We start from the raw sequence: 16576 nt of genomic DNA, 5'->3' as shown, positions 1-16576 counted from the left end.
ACAAGTTCAAGTCGACTTAAGGTCAAGATATGAAATTACTCGATATTTCGGAAGTTGCGCGCCAGTCCGGGGTCGCCGCATCAGCGCTGCGCCACTATGAAGAAAAGGGTCTGATCCATTCCGCCGGCAGACGTGGCCTGAAACGGCTGTTCGGTCCGGAAGTCCTCGATCAGCTTGCTGTCATCCGGCTTGGCAAAGCCGCCGGTTTTTCGCTGGAGGAGATCAAGGGCATGTTCGGACCGGACGGCCGCCCGTCCCTCTCCCGCTCCGTCCTTCGGACAAAGGCGGACGATCTCGATGATCAGATTACCCGGCTGACATCCTTGCGGGATATGATCCGGCACGTTGCCGACTGCCCTGCACCGCGTCACATAGAATGCCCGAAGTTTCAAAAACTCATCCGGATCAGTGCCCGAAGGAGCGCTGTGAAACCCAGCAAGTTCTGAACTCGACAGGTAGTGGCTTAGCGGCGGTTGAAAAAGAGAATGACCTGGCGGGCCTGACGCTGGAAGATGCTTGGCCCTGCGGGTCTGCCCTCCCCGGTCTCGACCGACCGGATCACCGAGCGCACCAGGAAGATGGCTGCCACGCCAAAAATCACGCCGCCTGCAGCCTGACCGATCAGCACCCCGGGAGCTCCCCAAATCGATCCGCAAATCATGACGAGCGGGATGGTGCCAAGCGTATGACGGCCCCAGTTCATCCAGGTCGAATAAAACGGGCGCCCCAGATTGTTGAAGAATGCGTTGGAGACGAACAGAGCTCCGTTGAAGAAGAATGCCAGGGCCAAAGGACCGCAGAAAAGATAGATCAGCGTCAGGGCAACACCCTGCACCTGAAACAAGGCAGCGATCGGCTCTCTTAAAAGGAAAAGCACCAGGGCGGCGAACGCAACCACTAGGGCTGTAAACAAAAGCGCATCCCGCAAGACGGTGCGAACCCTTGTGTAGGCCCCTGCTCCATAATTCTGCCCAACGATCGGTCCCACGGCACCGGAAAGCGCAAAAATCGTGGCGAAGGCAAGCGGGCTCATCCGGGCAACGACTGCCATTCCGGCAACCGCATCTTCACCGAACTCCGCCATCGAGCGGGTGACAAACGCCTGACCGACAGGTGTCGCCAATTGGGTGAGAATTGCAGGGACGGCAATGGCCGCGATCGGCGGCAGAGCTTTCATAAATGCGGATTTACTCGGTAGGCTCAAACCACCGTAATACTGAAAGATCGGCCAGATGGCGAAGACAGCGAGCGCGATGCGGGACGCTGCGCTTGCAAGGGCGGCGCCGGTCAACTCCAGACCGAAGCCAAAGATCAGGATCGGATCCAGAACCGCGTTCACCAATCCAGCAATGATTGTGCAGGACATCGCGCGCCGGGCATCCCCGTGAGCCCTTAGAATGGCGCCCCCTGCCATTCCCAACAGCAAAAACGGCAAGGTTGGAACAATGATCGACAGGTAATCGACAGCAAGTCCGTGGGTCGCCCCGGTCGCGCCGATCAGGCTGACCAGAAACTCCAGCCCGAACCAGACCAGGGTCGCAAACACAATGCAAAAGAGAACGCCCCAGCCGAGCGCCGCGGAAGCCCTGCTGCGGGCATGTTCCTTGTCTCCCTCGCCAATCGCCCGGGCCACCAATGCACCAGCAGCGATCGCAACCCCGATGTTGAAGGATGTCGTGAAGAACAGGATTGCGCCCGCATAACCAACCGCCGCCGCCAGCTCATCCTTGCCGAGCATCGAGATGAAAATCATATCGACGAAATCAACGGCGAAGATCGCCATCAGTCCGACAGAAGACGTCAGCGACATCACCGTGACATGACGGAACAGATTGCCGGTCAGGAATTTGGCTTGGGACATGAGCACAGACAGTTTGCCGGGACTCAGACAGTGGCCCCTGCGCGCGTCATGCCACGGGAAGGTCCTGTGTGCAAATCATGACTGAAGCACGAAATGCACATCGTTGAATTCAGACCGGTATGCTGAGACCTCCCGGGCAAGAGTGGCTGGATCGTTGGTGGTCACGGCACGTGCGATCAGATCCGCCAATTTGGGCGCATCTTTGGCGGTCACACCTCTGCGCACCAATTCCGGGGTTCCAATCCGCAGCCCGTTCATGTCTCCCTGAACCGGTGCAACCGGAAGACCGATCCCACAGGCCAGGAAACCTGCCTGGCGCAGTTTTTTCGAAGCTGCTTGGCCGCCGCCGAAACTGGCTGCCTCAACTGCGAACTGATGGGACTGGGTAAAACCCTTTCCTCCGCCGAAGACTGGCACACCATTTTCCTGCAGCTCCTTTGCCAGGCGGTGTGACAGAGCGATCATCTCGGCCGCATAAGCTTCGCCATAGGCCTTCCAGTCCAACATGGTTATCGCCAGCCCTGCCGACTTGGCTGCATCAAAATTCGCTGTCATGCCGGGAAAGGCAATCGCATCCAGCCGTTCTGCCAGATCCGATTCATTGGTGACCAACAATCCACCTGCTGGTCCGCCGAGGCTTTTGTAGGTGCTCATCGTCATCATGTGAGCCCCTTCTTTGAGCGGGTTCGGCCAGGCCCTGCCAGCGATGATCCCGCATTGGTGCGCTGCATCGAAGAGAACCTTGGCCCCGCACCCGTCTGCAATCTCGCGGATTTCCCGGACTGGATGCGGGAAAAGATTGAGGCTGCCGCCAATGGTGATCAGTTTCGGTTTCACGCGGTCTGCCAGTTCCTTCAGCCCATCAAGATCGACCGTGTAGCCATCTGCGCTCACCGGCGCTTCGTGAATATCAAGACCATAGAGGCCGGCACATCCAGCTTGGTGGTGGGTCACGTGACCGCCGATGGACGCGGGCGGGGCAATAATCGTATCGCCGGGACGGCAGGTCGCCATGAAGGCATAGAGATTGGCCAGCGCGCCGGAGCCAACCCGTATTTCGGCGAACTTCGCCTGAAACACTTCCGCGCAGAGTTCGGCGCAAATAACCTCGATTTCCTCGATCGCTTCCAAGCCCATTTCGTATTTGTCGCCCGGATACCCAAGCGACGGTCGCGACCCGAGCCCGGCAGCGAGCGCAGCCTCGGCCCTTGGGTTCATGACGTTGGTCGCCGGATTGAGATTAAAGCAGTCGCGGTCATGGATCTGAAGGTTCCGTGCGATCAACGCATCGATGCGCGCCTGCGTCTCCTCCAGATTGGCTGATGCGGTTCGGGCCGCCAGCTCCTGAACGTAAGTCTCGCAGGCGTCCGGCACCCAGTTTCTTCTTTCCAATGCAGTCATTTCGCTCTCCCGCGCTGTTGATTGGAACGAAAGCAAATGCGGGTGGAACCTGCAAACGAGATTTGCTAATTATTAGCCCTAGATATTCTATGCCTAATTGGATCTGTTATGGCCGTTGCCCCTCCACGACCGAAGATGCCGCCGCTCAATGCTTTGAAAGCCTTCGAAGCAGCGGCACGCCTCAACAGTTTTTCAGCTGCCGCCGACGAGCTATGCGTTACCCCGGCAGCCGTCGCCCAGCAGATCAAGAGCCTCGAGGCTTGGACGGGAGAAAAACTTTTCAGGCGCAATGCCCAAGGTGTTCAACTGACGCCACTTGGCGCGCAAGTCCTTCCCGGCTTCATTGCCGCCTTTGATGCCCTGGCAGAAACGGTCCAGACGCTCAGAACGACAGCCAATCCGCAGGATATCCGGATAGCGGCAACGCCGAGCATTGCCCAGCTTTGGGTGTCGCCGCGCCTTCCGGCCTTGCGGGCGGCCATGCCCGAAATGTCAGTGTCCATCACGGCGATGGAAACCCCACCTAATTTGTCTCGCGAACCATTTGATTTGGCGATCTTTTATCGGTCAGATGAAGAAACACCCGACGAAATTCTTATCGCGCGAGATGTAATATATCCGGTCTGTTCTCCAGCCGTTGCCCAAGCGCTTCGCACTGTTGAAGATCTGTCAGGTCAGACATTCCTATATGACGCCACCTGGAAAATGGACTGGCAGATCTGGCTCGCCACCGCCCTTCCCGGCCGCCCGCTTCTGAAGTCCGGACCGGAGTATTCTCTCTTTTCGCTCGCTCTTGAAGAATGCAAGAATGGCGCAGGCGTTTTGATCGGACACGATGCACTCGTCTCCGATGAAGTGAAAAGAGGAACACTGGTTGCTCCCTTTCTCATCCATGCTGAATTGCCGACGCGCCTTTCCATGCGCTCGATGAAGCCGTTGCAGGGCGGATCTCCAGCAAAACAGGTCGCTGACTTCCTCCTTACGCAGCACCCTTTGGCGCTTTGCTAGCCCGTCAAAGTCTGGAAAACATCAATAGTGTCCTGCGGCGCGGCCCTTCCCTGCGCCTTTGCGCCCACGCCTTTATCGGCGACACCATCTTCCGTTTACGTAAAAAGCTTATTGCCAGCCGTGACATTAGTTCGTATATAAACTAAATTAGTCCACATACGAACCAAATACATGTCCAAGAAGCTGCGTGTTTTCTATCTTCTGCAAGTCGCTTATTCGGCCGTATTCCGCGCGGCGGATCACCGGGCCCGGCAAAACACGGGACTTACGATCACACAGATCGCTGTCCTCTTTCTGCTCAACGAAAAGGACGGCCGACCCGTTTCCGAAATCGCAAACCGTCTTTCCATGGGGAAGTCCAGTCTCACCGGACTGATTGACCGGATGTGCGAGAAACGCTTGGTCAAACGCAAGCCCTGCCCGGCCGATGGACGCGTGACGCGGGTTTACCTGGAAGAGGCCGGCCGAACGGCCGCTCAAGAAGCAAACCTTCACACGCGGCACTACAACGCTGCCCTTCTCGCACCGTTCACGGAAGACGAGCAGGACGTCATCGGCCGGTTCCTCCACCATCTTGCCACCAACGCAGACACCATCATCAACGGACGAGGTACCGGTCAATCCGATGGGCCAGACACGGACAAAGGCCAATCCCCGTCCTGAAGGAGCTGAACCATGAGCACCGTTCAATCCCAATCCCTGATCTTTCAGGCAGAGGACGGCTGGCAGTTGACTGGGGATCTCTACGTGGGCCCGTCACCGAAGGTCGCCATACTGATCTCGTCAGGAACCGGATTTCCGAGGCGGTTCTATAGGCATATGGCAGCTTACATGGCCGGCCAAGGCGCAGTTGTGCTGACCTATGATTACCGAGGGATCGGCGGGTCCAAGACAGCCTCGATCGCCCGCTCCGCGATTGATCTGCCGGACTGGGGCCGTCTTGATATGCCGGCCGCAATCGATGCACTGGAAGCGCACGCCCCGGACCTGCCAATCACGCATCTTGCGCACAGTGTCGGCGGCCATTTTCTTGGCCTGATGCCGAACCACGACAAGATCGCGCGCAATGCCTTTCTTGCGGTCAGCACGGGATATATCGGCCATCACGCGGCCCGTTACCGTCCGATGGAGGCCTATTTCTGGTGGGGTCTCGGCAGTTATTCCTTGATGCGCCATGGTCAGTTGAAACCGATCGGCGGGTGGCGCGGAGAAGCCCTGCCACCGGAAGTTTTCAAGACCTGGCGCAGGTGGAGCCACAGCCCGACCTACTTTCAAAGGGACTTTAAGACCACGCTGGCGCCGCAGCACTATGATCAGGTCCGCTCGCCCATCCGCAGCTGGCTGTTTACAGACGACCCGATTGCAACACCCAAGGCCCATGAAGTCCTGCTGGACGCATACCCGAATGCGCCCAAGTGCCTGACCTTCACCTCCCCGAAAGACCTCAACGTCAAGCGGATCGGTCACGAAGGCGCCTTCAAACCGGAGTGCGCGCCACTTTGGGCGGATGTGTTTGAGTGGCTGGCGAATGGCACAGAAACACGTGGCGCTGCTATTTAGACAGATCACCAGCAACCGTCCGGCAATCATGGGTACTTGATTGCCGGCTTCGGCCTTACCGCGTGGCGTATTGACGGATCATGTGTCCGCCATCGACGTCCAGAACATGACCGGTTGTGAAGGTGTTTGCCATCAAGAACAGTGCAGCGTTCGCAGCTTCATCGACTGTCCCGACGCGGCGCACCGGGAGGGACTCGCCCGTCGCTGCATACATTTCCTCTCTTGCGGCCTCCGGCACAGCCGCATAGGCATCAGAGCGGATCATGCCCGGAGACACGCAATTCACCCGCAACCGGGGACCGAGTTCCAGCGCCAGTCCATAGGTGAGGCTCTCCACGGCTCCGTTGACCGCGCCCAGACCGGAGCAGTTCATTCCGGGCCTCCGGGACAAGACACCACTGAAGAACGTGATCGACCCGCCGTCACGAAGATGTGGCAGCGCTGCCTTGGCCGTCATATAGGGTCCGAAGAATTTTGCATCGAACATGGCCCTGAGTGGGTCCTCTTGCAAATCGGAGAACGCTCCGTGGGCCGCACTCGACGCGGAAATCACCAGATGATCAATCGGACCAAGCCTATCCGCCCATGCGGCTCTGGATGTCGCATCCGTCATATCCAACGTCAGCACGGTCATACCCGTTCGGCTCTCCGCAACGCTTTCGAGTTTCGCAGCATCCCGGCTGGAAATGATGAGGTCAGCGCCCTGCGTCAGCGCACTTTCGGCAACAGCCCGACCGATCCCCGAGCCGCCACCGACAACCGCTACTCTTTTTCCTTTAAAACTGGACATTACGCGCTTTCCTTTTGCGGAGTTACCGAATGGCTTTCACTTCGGGCTGAATGAAATTGAAGACCGTACGCGGCTCCCTGCCCGCAAAAAGGAATTTGATAACAATGGCAGCCGCTGCTTCCAGCTGATACGCATGCGCGTTGCTGCCAAGCCGCAGCGGTTCGGAGCCAACATCGGCAATCAACCCGGCAACGGCCTCATCAATCTCCTCATCGGACGTATAGAGCGTCACCAGCTGACGGCCGTCATAGATCATGTTCGGGTCTTCCCAAACGGCGACTTGCGCCATGTTGAAGGCCTTGGCGACATTAGCACCCGGCAATGCGTCCGCGATCGCCTGGGTCAACGACCGGCCATCCTCACGGGTCGTCAGGAAGGTCTCGATGCTGACCGGGTTGTTGATATCAATAACCGTCTTGCCCTCAAAAGCGGCCGGTCCACCGGCGCTTTCTATGGCGGAAAATACATCTTCCCAACGTGTTGCCAAAACAATCACGTCTCCAAAATGGGCCGCGTCCTGAGCGGTTCCAGCGCGAACACCAAGTGAGGCCGCCGTGGCCTTGGTCTTGTCCAGATCCCGGCCGGACAGCATCACCTCGTGTTTGGCGGCCCACTTGCCCGCCAAGGCTTTTGCCATTCCGCCGGCACCAATAAATCCGATGTTCATAACCATCTCCTGTTGTTTGATGGCTTGAACATGGTGCGAAGACTGTCATAGATAAAATCGTGAAATTGGATATTAGGTATAATCTGAGTGGATATAAAACAGACTGAGCTTGGACTTCTCCTCGCCCTTCATGCCCTGCTGGACCATGAGAATGTCTCACTGGCCGCGAACCAGATCGGCATCACGCAGCCTGCCATGTCGGCGCAGCTCAAGCGGCTCCGCGACCTTTTCAACGATCCACTTCTCGTGCCGTCTGGCCGGCGCCTGGTTGCGACCACGCGCGCCCGCGCATTGCAAAATGACCTGCGCGTCCATCTTCAGGGCCTGAACGCCTTGGTGCGCGATCACACGGTTTTCGACCCGGCATCGAGCGAAACAACGTTTCGACTGATCGGGACCGACTATGTCCATGCCGTTTTGGCCGCGCCCGTTCAAAAGATGCTGGCGGCGGAAGCCCCAGGTGCGCGGGCGGCATTTTTGGCCTTCGATCCGAAAACACTGTGGTCATCGCTGGAAGCCGAAACAGCAGACCTTGCGCTTGCAACGGGCATGTCTTTGCCGGAGGCAAAAAGACAATTAGCGCTCACAGAAGATTTTCAGGTGATCATGTCCAAGACCCATCCTCTTGTGGGACAGCCAATGACACTTGAGGGATTTTGCGCTTTCCCGCATATCCTGGTGTCACCGGAGGGCGGTGGGTTCATTGGAGCCACAGACCGTGTTCTCAAAGAGACCGGTCACAAGCGCCGCGTTACGATCTCGTTGCCGAGTTTTCTGCTGGCTCCGGCACTTGTGTCCAGCTCGGATGCGCTTTGCATGATGCCGAGTCGTCTCGCCAAACTGTACGAAAGCAATGTGGCTTGCAGTCCATCGCCCTTCCCATCCCCCGTCTTTGACGTCGATCTGATGTGGCACCCCCGCCGCCAAAACGACCCCGCCCACAAATGGTTCCGCCAGGAAGTCAGGCGCCTTGCTGGGCACCTATGATTGCCTGGAGTGAACCACGGAGCATCTTTTGGATTGTTTCTTCGGCAAGCGACAATGCAGCGTCTATCCGCGCCACACGGCGAGCCCCAGGGCGGAACGTCAGATACACCGGATACGGCCGTGACCTATAGCCGGAAAGACACGTTACCAGTTTGCCGCTTTCAAGCGCTTCCTTCAGCATGAAATGTGGCAGGAATGCATAGCCATGCCCCGCAATCGCCAGGTCCAGAAGCACCTTGAAACTGCGCACGGCGACCTTTCCCGTGATCTCAACCTGCATCTGTTCCCCATCTCTGACGAATGTCCAACTGCCGTCAGGCTGGCTTCCATGAAAGACCAGGCACGGAGTGTTTTGCATATCTTCCGGGTGTTTCACCGGGTATTGTTCGGCAATGTTTGGTGACGCAACAAGGTAAAGTTGGACATCGCCGAGATTGATAGCCACCAACCGGTCATCCACGACAGAACCGATCCGAAAGGCAAGATCAACGCCAGGGTCCTGCATATCTTCGAAGTCGTAGGCCGGACGCACGACAAACGAGAGCCCTGGATGACGGTCCAATGCGGCCGGGAGAAGTGCCGACATCACAAATCCGGCGAATTCCGGGGTCGTCACAACGGTCACTGCACCGACCACGCCGCTGCTTTCTTCGCGCGCAATGTCCTCCAGTAAATCGACTTCGGCCAGGATGGATCGGATTCGTTGGTTAAGCGTTTCGCCAATCGGGGTGAGCTTCAAGGTCCGGGCGCCGCGTTCAAAAAGTCGCACACCGAAATGATCTTCAAGCTGTGCCACATGGCGGCTGACTCCGGATTTGACCATTCCCAAATGCGCCGCGGCCGCCGTCACACCACCAAGACGCGCAACTGTGTGAAAACTGAGCAAGGCAGGAAGCCCAATTGTTCTAATATTTTGAACCATACGTTCCTCAAGATATCTCTGTTGCTTCAGATTGAATATTCCTACCTTCGTTTTCGGAAGCGCACCACCGAGGAAAGCGCACAGAAGGAGATGAAGAGATGAATATTCTTGTGACCGGAGCCAGCAGCGGTTTTGGCGAACTGATCGTCAGTGACCTGGCATCTGCCGGGCATCGCGTGGCCGGTACTGTCCGTGATCCGCAAGGGCGGAACGTGGAGGCAGCAGAGAGATTGCGGGCGAAAGGCATCGAGGTCATCGATCTTGACGTGACTGATGATGCATCTGTCGAAAAGGGCGTGGCCGCTGCGCGCGGCGTCTTGGGAGAAATTGATGTGCTCGTCAACAACGCCGGCGTTGGGGTTGTTGGCCTGCAGGAAAACTTCTCGGCCGATGACTTGCAAAAGGTTTTCGATGTGAACGTTTTCGGCGTTCAACGGATGGTGCGTGCTGTTGTGCCGGCAATGCGAGCGCGCGGGTCTGGTCTTATACTGAATGTGTCCAGCCTGCTCGGCCGGGTCACGATCCCGTTTCTTGGACCGTACAACGCGACCAAATGGGCGGTTGAGGCGCTCAGTGAAAACTACCGGGTCGAACTCAGCCAATTCGGCGTCGACGTTGCCGTTATAGAACCGGGCGGATTCCCGACGGCCTTCTTCGGAAACCTGCTGCAGCCCGCATCCCGCGATCGCGATCCAGGATACGGTGACATGGCCAGTGCGCCGCAGACAATGCTGGCGGGCATGGGCGAGTCCCTCGCCTCCAATCCGGAACAAACGCCTCAGATTGTCTCGGATGCCGTCTTGAAAGTCATCGAAACAGCACCCGGTTCGCGCCCGTTCCGGACGGAAGTTGACCGCAGTGGCATGGCCGACCCGATCGCACCGTACAACGTGCAGGCTGAAAAGGTCACCGAACAGTTGTTTACAGCCTATGGAATGGACGGGATGCTGAAACTGAACACGGACGCTGCTGAGGCAGCCTGACACAAATGCCGGCCGGACACGTTTCCGGCCGACATCTTTCACGATGCATCGGAGACAAACTATGACGCACCCTGCACTCAACAAAGATTCCATCGCTGTGATCACCGGCGGAGCATCGGGGATCGGGCTTGCCGCCGCAGTCCGTTTTGCGCGAACAGGCATGCGAATTGTGATCGTGGACAGGAATGAAGTGAAACTGGCAGAGGCTGAAACGATCGTGCGCGGTGCTGGTGCCCAGGACATCATCGCGGCAGCGACGGACATATCCGACCGCGCCGCTGTTGTGGACTTGAAACAGCAGGTTTGGGATCGGTTTGGTAGCGCCAACATATTGATGAACAACGCCGGGATCGGCGGCACAACGTCTTGCCTGTCGGCGCACGATCAATGGCAGGCCATTCTCAACGTGAATTTTCATGGTGTGCTGAACGGTGTCCAAGTCTTTGCGCCAGATATGATCGAAAGTGGCCGGCCGGGCGCGATCATCAACACCGGATCTAAGCAAGGCATTACGACCCCCCCCGGAAATCCAGCGTATAATGTGTCAAAGGCCGGTGTGAAGGTGTTCACCGAAGCGCTTGCGCACGAGTTGCGAAACACCGAAGGATGCGCCATCACAGCCCATCTGCTCGTGCCTGGTTTCGTCTACACCGGCATGACCGGGCTGGACCGGAAAGGACCGGACGCAAAGCCAGCAAGCGCCTGGACCGCCGAACAGACCATCAACTTCATGATCAATAGCCTCAATGATGGCAACTTTTATATTCTATGCCCAGACAACGATGTCCCCCGCGAACTGGATGAAAAACGCATTGCCTGGAATACCGGTGACATCATTGAAAACCGCCCGGCCCTCAGTCGCTGGCACCCTGATTATAAGGACGCTTTCGAGGCGCACATTGCCGGTAACATTTGAGGCATTTGGGATGACTTGAAAGCCGCTTGTCTGGTGTGAAAGGCTGGAGCCTTTGTGTGAAGGCAACTTCAAGCGATCCGGTTTCCTTCGGCAATGACATTGGTCGGCGGAGTTGTCCCTCTGAGCCTATCCGTTTTCGAAGCTCACTTCCAACGGGCGTCAACGGTTAGATCCATTGCAGACGACACAAAAAAATGCGGCGTTCCCATGGGATGGGAACGCCGCACAAAAACAATCGTTTTCCGTACGTAGAAGATTAACGCTTGGAGAACTGGAAGGACCGGCGAGCTTTCGCGCGGCCGAATTTCTTACGTTCAACAACACGGCTGTCGCGTGTGATGAAGCCGTTCTTCTTCAAGATCGGACGCAGTTCCGGCTCGTAGTGGGTCAGAGCCTTGGACAGACCGTGGCGCACAGCACCCGCCTGGCCGGACAGACCACCACCGGTAACGGTCGCAACGATGTCGAACTGACCGTCACGCTCGGTGATCATCAGCGGCTGTTTCAGGATCATCTGAAGGACCGGACGAGCGAAATACTCGGTGAAGTCCTTCTTGTTGACGATGATCTTGCCGGTGCCCGGCTTAACCCAAACGCGGGCGATCGCGTCTTTACGCTTGCCGGTTGCGTATGCGCGGCCCTGTGCGTCCAGCTTCTGGACATGGACCGGAGCTTCAGGGGCTGCGGTGTCGACCGCGCCGCCCAGTTCTTCCAGGGATTGCAGCTCAGCCATTGTTAAGCCCTCTTGCCGTCATTTTTTGCGTTGAGGCTCTTCACGTCGACCAGTTCCGGCGACTGAGCTTCATGCGGATGGTTCGGACCAGCGTAGACCTTCAGGTTGGACAGCTGCTTGTTGGACAGCGGACCGCCCGGCATCATGCGCTGAACAGCTTTTTCCAGAACCCGCTCCGGAAAACGGCCTTCGAGAATGCCGCGTGCTGTACGCTCTTTGATGCCGCCCGGGTGGCCGGTGTGCCAGTAGTACTTCTTGTTGTCGTACTTGCGGCCGGTCAGAACCACTTTGTCGGCGTTGATGACGATGACATTGTCACCGGTGTCGACGTGCGGCGTGTAGGTCGGCAGGTGCTTGCCGCGCAGATGATTGGCAATGTATGCAGCCAAACGGCCAACAACCATGCCTTCTGCGTCGATCAAGATCCACTTTTTCTCGACCTCGGCCGGCTTGGCAGAGAAGGTCTTCATGAGTTCGATCCATGAGTTCAGGTTAAAGAAAAGGCCCGCGCGGCTTTCAATAAGCACAGCGAACGGACCTTCAATTCGTTCGGATCGAGCTTATACGCCTGTCCAAATTGGGCGTCAAGAACCTTTATTCGCGCAATGCTCAAAATAACACAATAAAATCATATATTTAAAAAAACGGTATTATACTACCGCATCTTTTTTGCGTCTTTTGATGGTTTGTCGTCATCCTACAGCGTTGGGAAGTTTAAAGCGCTATAATTAGCAGCATTCAATTTTCCGCTATTTTACGCGCCCTTAAGCGGTCGATGGCTACGATCTCCCCCGGATATGACTGGGAAACCCTGATGAACGTCACGCGTTTGTATGAACATCACCGCTATACGCTTCTTGCCGCAGCCACGGGAACATTGGCCCTGATCGGCATCGTGTGGATTGCACTGGACACCTTGATTGACTGGCAGGTCCAGGAAGCCATCAAGCGCAACGCTGAGGAACGGGCGCTCAATTGGTCCCACAATTTCCTGGAAACCACGCCGTCTGCAATTGAACTGATCCAGACAGGCAAAGGCGATATGGAAGATATCAACCGCCTGGAAGACTCCTTTGCCTTGGTGAACATCATCCGCTTTCAGCTCTTTGACGAAGAAGGCCGGCAGACCTTCCTGTCAAACGGGAGCCTGGACCGGGACAGCAACTACGGCGACGCACCGAACGAGAACGCTGTTCTCGCCTTCGAGACGGGACAACCTGTCATCGAGGTTCATCATGATGACAATGACGAGCGGACGGATGGCGATCCCCGGGTTCCTGAGACCTATATCGAGGCATATGTGCCCGCGATCACCTCTTCCGGCGAAAAGGTTGGCACGATCGAGCTTTATGTTGATGCCAGCGCCTTTGAAGAAGCTCTGGAAGAAACCTTTCAGGAAGTCAGCATATACCTCGTCGCCGGAACCGTGCTCGTTCTTCTGTTCCCGATCGGCGCATTCGTGCGCCGGACCCAACAACTGATGCAGAACGACAAGCGCATGCTTGAGTTGACGCGGTATGATCAGCTGACCGGGGTTTTCAACCGCAACTCGACGACGCAGCATTTGAAGGCACTGTTCATCGATCCCGACAGGGCGGCCGGAACCGGCATTCTTTTTGTTGACGTGGACTATTTCAAACAGGTCAACGACAAGTACGGCCACGCCTGTGGTGATATTCTTTTGAAGCATATCGCAGATGTGCTCAAGTCCAGTATCCGTCTCAAAGACGATGTCGTTGGCCGCTATGGCGGGGATGAGTTCGTGATCCTGTGCCGGAACATCACGCAAGAGGACTTCCGGGGGCTCTGGCAGCGCGTGATGGAAGGCGCAAAAACGCCCTGCACCCACGAAGGCAACAGCTACACACCCAGCTTGAGCGTTGGTGCTTATCTCTCGCGCGATGGTGATACGGAAGATCTCGCCCTGCACCGCGCGGACTTGGCGGTCTACGCGGCCAAACGCGGCGGGCGCAACCAGGTCGTTGAATACTCAGAAGATCTGGAAGGGCTTTTCAAGGATGAAGGCGCTCAGAAAAGCGCCTGACACATTCCGGAGTATTTTTGTCGATTACCGCGGCGGGATTGAATAGGTGGCCGTTGCATGGGCAACCATATCGTCTTGTCCCTCCCCGGCAATCGCGCAGTCGACCACGGCCAATCGTTTTCCGAGCTTCAAAAGACGGCAAGTTGCCAGCAGATCGCCCGGCTCCGGCTTTCTCAGGAAGTTGATGTTGAGATTGGTGGTGACCGCCAAAGCCTGCGGCCCAATATGCGCCAGAATGACCACATAGGCCGCAAAGTCAGCCATCGCCATCATGGTCGGACCGGACACCGTGCCACCGGGACGCAAATGCCGCTCGTTGGCTGACAGGCGTAGCACGGCTTCGCCGGGCCCCACACTCTCGATCGCATAGACGCGGCCATCGGCATGGATTTGAGGAAAAACCTCATCCAGCATCCCCATGATTTCATCAGCGTTCATGATCGGCTGCATCGGCTCCCCCAATCCATTCAACTTGCAATCGTTCTATCTCTTTGACTTACGTAAACGTCAAAGCAGTTCTGATGCAAGTGTGTTCGCGGGATAGACCGTCTTATTCAGCAGGTTCGGTTTTTCTGGAAACCCGTTTTTCCACTTCATAGATACCGCGATCCCAAAGCCACACGGCAAGCGCCTGGAGACCAATTCCGGTGCGCATCTCAAATTCTTCAAAGTGGAACCTGGAGGCCTTGAGCCCTTTGAGAACCAGACCGGATTTCAGCGCCTTGCGCATAGGCACGGGCCCGCAGAAGAAGACATGCGCATTTGTGGTATTGCCTCCGAGGTCGGACACGATGCGGTCCGAAGTCAGCCGGATGCCTTCTGCGGAGTTCACGATGATCAGCTCCAGCGTATCGAGCTCTTCAGCCAGCCGCTCCAGTTCGACTGCATAAGGAATGTCGTCCCGCTCCCGGACGCAATAATAGAGCTTTACCGGACCGGTCTCCCGGCCCTTGAGACTCTCCGCAAAGGCTAGAAACGGGGTGATACCAACCCCTGCCCCAATCCACGCCTGAGGATCTCGACCACGGGGCATCGAGAAATGCCCAAATGGACCCGACACGATCGCGTTCATGCCCGGCTGAACCATTCTTTGCAGCCGATCGGTGTAATCACCAAGATCCTTGATGGAGAACCGCAAGACCCGGTCGTCTGTTGGCGCGCCGCTGAGCGTAAAGGGGTGCTCCTCCCCCAGTCCGCCAACATCGATCGACAGAAACGCAAATTGCCCCGGCTTATGCCGCATCCCGCGCCCCTTGGGCACCAAGACCAGCTCAGTCAACCCGCCGACCCGACGGACAAGATCCACTTCATATCTGTGACCGCGCGGTGCCATCGGGCGAACGACAGACATCCATATATAGGAAAGTATTCCTAAAATGCAGAATGCCGAAACATAGAGCCCAAGCGGGTCGAGGTTGGAAAAGGGCTTTGCAATGAAGAAGAAATGAAATGCTCCGAGAAAGAAGAACACTCCGATGATGCGGTGGCTCCATTTCCAAAGGTGATAGGGAATGAAGGTGATGACAGAGGCCAGGATCAGGATCATCAAGCCATAAAGGCTGATCTCACCGATATCTTCGGCAATTCCGGCGAGCGGCCCGCCGCGCACCCCGTTCATCTCCGCGTCAATGATGTCATGCAGCCCCATGGCAACAAGCGCTATGATACCCAGCCACTTGTGCAGCACGTATATCCGGTCAAGCGGACCAAAAACGATCTCCAAACCCGGGGCCCTCGTGGCAACAAATTGATTGATGCCCATCAGGATGAGAGCGGCGGAGCCAAGATATTGGCTGAACAAGGCAATTGGGTCCCGCTCGGAGGCGATCGGCGCAAACCAATAAACCGGTATCAGGACCGCAAGTGCAATGAGGACAAGGCCGAGGGGGCGCATTGGGGAATTCCGTCTTCTTGGCTTTTGGCTCAGCAAAACGCGAGGGCAGATGCACTCTGCCTTAGAAGAGCTCCATGACGGTGGCAAGACCGGGCGTGGGCCAACAAAAGATTATCGGACTGATTTTCTGGTATTTATATAAAACGTTTATCGAAACCCGGCAGGCACCTGGTGACCCAACGCTTGGTCAAACTTCATCTGGAGGCATGCACATGACACGATATGGCCTTATCGCAGCTTTGACCGCCAGCATGCTTGCAAGTGCGGCGCATGGCGAAGACTGGACATATCTGGATGACCGGTCGACACCTCAAAAACTGGTTGAAAGCTATTATTATGCGATCAGCAACCAGCTTTATGTTCAAGCTTACAGCTATTTTCAAACGGACATGGCGCCCAAGGATTTCAAGTCCTGGTCGGAAGGTTATGCGGACACCAAAAGTGTTGAAGTGACGTTCGGCCCGACCGAGCCTGATCCGGGTGCCGGTCAGATCTATTGGGGCCTTCCGGTCGCACTCAACACCACCAAGACCGACGGCTCAACTGTCATTTTCTCAGGCTGTTACACGATTCACATGGCAAATCTTGGAATGCAGACAGAACCACCCTTTCAGCCAATGGGGATCGTCGAAGCATCGCTTAAGGAAACGGACGTTCCTTTTGAAAAGGCCGCCCCTCAAAAGTGCTGAGCTTTGACTTCAAAGGGCGTAAGAGACAAGGCGAACACCTTCATCTAGTCATTTCCGCGTATCATTCTGAAATACATGACTTTCTTGGAGTGCTAAGCGACCAGCTCAAGCTTTCATAAAT

18 protein-coding genes are annotated in these 16576 nt (G+C 56.6%); 9 read left to right on the top strand and 9 right to left on the bottom strand.

The features are described from left to right. Positions 1-29: 29 nt before the first annotated feature. Entirely contained in the window at positions 30-446 is a 417-nt protein-coding gene (locus tag ACQY4Z_RS22935) for a helix-turn-helix domain-containing protein (RefSeq protein ID WP_209175135.1), read from the top strand. Between the two features lie 17 nt (positions 447-463). Here the strand turns inward: ACQY4Z_RS22935 and ACQY4Z_RS22930 are convergent, their stop codons facing one another. Next, a complete protein-coding gene (locus ACQY4Z_RS22930; protein ID WP_428525152.1) occupies positions 464-1861 on the bottom strand; it encodes an MATE family efflux transporter in 1398 nt (465 codons plus the stop codon). Positions 1862-1936: 75 nt separating this feature from the next. Beyond that, on the bottom strand, positions 1937-3262 hold the full coding sequence (glyA, locus tag ACQY4Z_RS22925; RefSeq protein WP_428525150.1) for a serine hydroxymethyltransferase: 1326 nt from the start codon (positions 3260-3262) through the stop codon (positions 1937-1939). Between the two features lie 108 nt (positions 3263-3370). On the opposite strand from glyA, the gene ACQY4Z_RS22920 reads away from it, so the two are divergent. The 3 genes from ACQY4Z_RS22920 to ACQY4Z_RS22910 all read left to right on the top strand — a co-directional run bounded on the left by ACQY4Z_RS22920 (position 3371) and on the right by ACQY4Z_RS22910 (position 5830). Continuing rightward, on the top strand, positions 3371-4270 hold the full coding sequence (locus ACQY4Z_RS22920; RefSeq protein ID WP_428525148.1) for a LysR family transcriptional regulator: 900 nt from the start codon (positions 3371-3373) through the stop codon (positions 4268-4270). 171 nt (positions 4271-4441) lie between these two features. Next, the gene (locus ACQY4Z_RS22915; RefSeq protein WP_428525146.1) at positions 4442-4933 is read left to right on the top strand and encodes a MarR family winged helix-turn-helix transcriptional regulator; all 492 of its coding nucleotides are present in this window, start codon (positions 4442-4444) and stop codon (positions 4931-4933) included. 12 nt (positions 4934-4945) lie between these two features. Then, positions 4946-5830, top strand: coding sequence for an alpha/beta hydrolase family protein (locus ACQY4Z_RS22910; RefSeq protein WP_428525144.1), 885 nt, complete (start codon positions 4946-4948; stop codon positions 5828-5830). Between the two features lie 55 nt (positions 5831-5885). Here ACQY4Z_RS22910 and ACQY4Z_RS22905 read toward each other — a convergent pair whose 3' ends face one another. Beyond that, positions 5886-6620 carry an SDR family oxidoreductase gene (locus tag ACQY4Z_RS22905; protein ID WP_428525142.1) on the bottom strand — a complete coding sequence of 245 codons (735 nt, stop codon included), beginning with the start codon at positions 6618-6620 and terminating at the stop codon, positions 5886-5888. Between the two features lie 22 nt (positions 6621-6642). Continuing rightward, positions 6643-7287 carry an NADPH-dependent F420 reductase gene (locus tag ACQY4Z_RS22900; RefSeq protein WP_428525140.1) on the bottom strand — a complete coding sequence of 215 codons (645 nt, stop codon included), beginning with the start codon at positions 7285-7287 and terminating at the stop codon, positions 6643-6645. An 87-nt stretch (positions 7288-7374) separates the two neighbouring features. Between ACQY4Z_RS22900 and ACQY4Z_RS22895 the strand changes: the two genes are divergently transcribed. After that, positions 7375-8274 carry a LysR family transcriptional regulator gene (locus ACQY4Z_RS22895; protein WP_428525138.1) on the top strand — a complete coding sequence of 300 codons (900 nt, stop codon included), beginning with the start codon at positions 7375-7377 and terminating at the stop codon, positions 8272-8274. Here ACQY4Z_RS22895 and ACQY4Z_RS22890 read toward each other — a convergent pair. Then, positions 8249-9196, bottom strand: a complete 948-nt coding sequence (locus tag ACQY4Z_RS22890; RefSeq protein ID WP_428525136.1) for a LysR family transcriptional regulator — start codon at positions 9194-9196, stop codon at positions 8249-8251. The two genes, ACQY4Z_RS22895 and ACQY4Z_RS22890, sit on opposite strands and share 26 nt — an antisense overlap. 98 nt (positions 9197-9294) lie before the next feature. On the opposite strand from ACQY4Z_RS22890, the gene ACQY4Z_RS22885 reads away from it, so the two are divergent. Next, the gene (locus tag ACQY4Z_RS22885; protein ID WP_428525134.1) at positions 9295-10179 is read left to right on the top strand and encodes an SDR family oxidoreductase; all 885 of its coding nucleotides are present in this window, start codon (positions 9295-9297) and stop codon (positions 10177-10179) included. Positions 10180-10240: 61 nt separating this feature from the next. Continuing rightward, positions 10241-11095 (top strand): SDR family NAD(P)-dependent oxidoreductase, encoded by an 855-nt coding sequence (locus ACQY4Z_RS22880; RefSeq protein WP_428525132.1) that lies wholly within the window; start codon positions 10241-10243, stop codon positions 11093-11095. Positions 11096-11351: 256 nt separating this feature from the next. On the opposite strand, the gene rpsI is transcribed toward ACQY4Z_RS22880, so the two are convergent. Next, a complete protein-coding gene (gene rpsI, locus ACQY4Z_RS22875) occupies positions 11352-11828 on the bottom strand; it encodes a 30S ribosomal protein S9 (RefSeq protein WP_133947081.1) in 477 nt (158 codons plus the stop codon). A 2-nt stretch (positions 11829-11830) separates the two neighbouring features. Beyond that, positions 11831-12298, bottom strand: a complete 468-nt coding sequence (gene rplM / locus ACQY4Z_RS22870; RefSeq protein ID WP_133947080.1) for a 50S ribosomal protein L13 — start codon at positions 12296-12298, stop codon at positions 11831-11833. 305 nt (positions 12299-12603) lie between these two features. Between rplM and ACQY4Z_RS22865 the strand changes: the two genes are divergently transcribed. Continuing rightward, positions 12604-13872, top strand: coding sequence for a GGDEF domain-containing protein (locus tag ACQY4Z_RS22865; RefSeq protein ID WP_428525129.1), 1269 nt, complete (start codon positions 12604-12606; stop codon positions 13870-13872). 24 nt (positions 13873-13896) lie between these two features. Here ACQY4Z_RS22865 and ACQY4Z_RS22860 read toward each other — a convergent pair whose 3' ends face one another. Next, positions 13897-14322 carry a PaaI family thioesterase gene (locus ACQY4Z_RS22860; RefSeq protein WP_133947078.1) on the bottom strand — a complete coding sequence of 142 codons (426 nt, stop codon included), beginning with the start codon at positions 14320-14322 and terminating at the stop codon, positions 13897-13899. 100 nt (positions 14323-14422) lie between these two features. Next, a complete protein-coding gene (locus tag ACQY4Z_RS22855; RefSeq protein WP_428525127.1) occupies positions 14423-15766 on the bottom strand; it encodes a ferredoxin reductase family protein in 1344 nt (447 codons plus the stop codon). A 212-nt stretch (positions 15767-15978) separates the two neighbouring features. Between ACQY4Z_RS22855 and ACQY4Z_RS22850 the strand changes: the two genes are divergently transcribed. Next, positions 15979-16455 carry a hypothetical protein gene (locus ACQY4Z_RS22850; RefSeq protein WP_306148549.1) on the top strand — a complete coding sequence of 159 codons (477 nt, stop codon included), beginning with the start codon at positions 15979-15981 and terminating at the stop codon, positions 16453-16455. Positions 16456-16576: the final 121 nt, after the last annotated feature.

This window comes from Roseibium sp. (assembly GCF_965276855.1).
In the GTDB taxonomy this organism is placed as follows: Bacteria; Pseudomonadota; Alphaproteobacteria; order Rhizobiales; family Stappiaceae; genus Roseibium.
The sequence above is the reverse complement of the archived record's forward strand: the minus strand, read 5'-3'. Positions and strand labels throughout refer to the sequence as shown.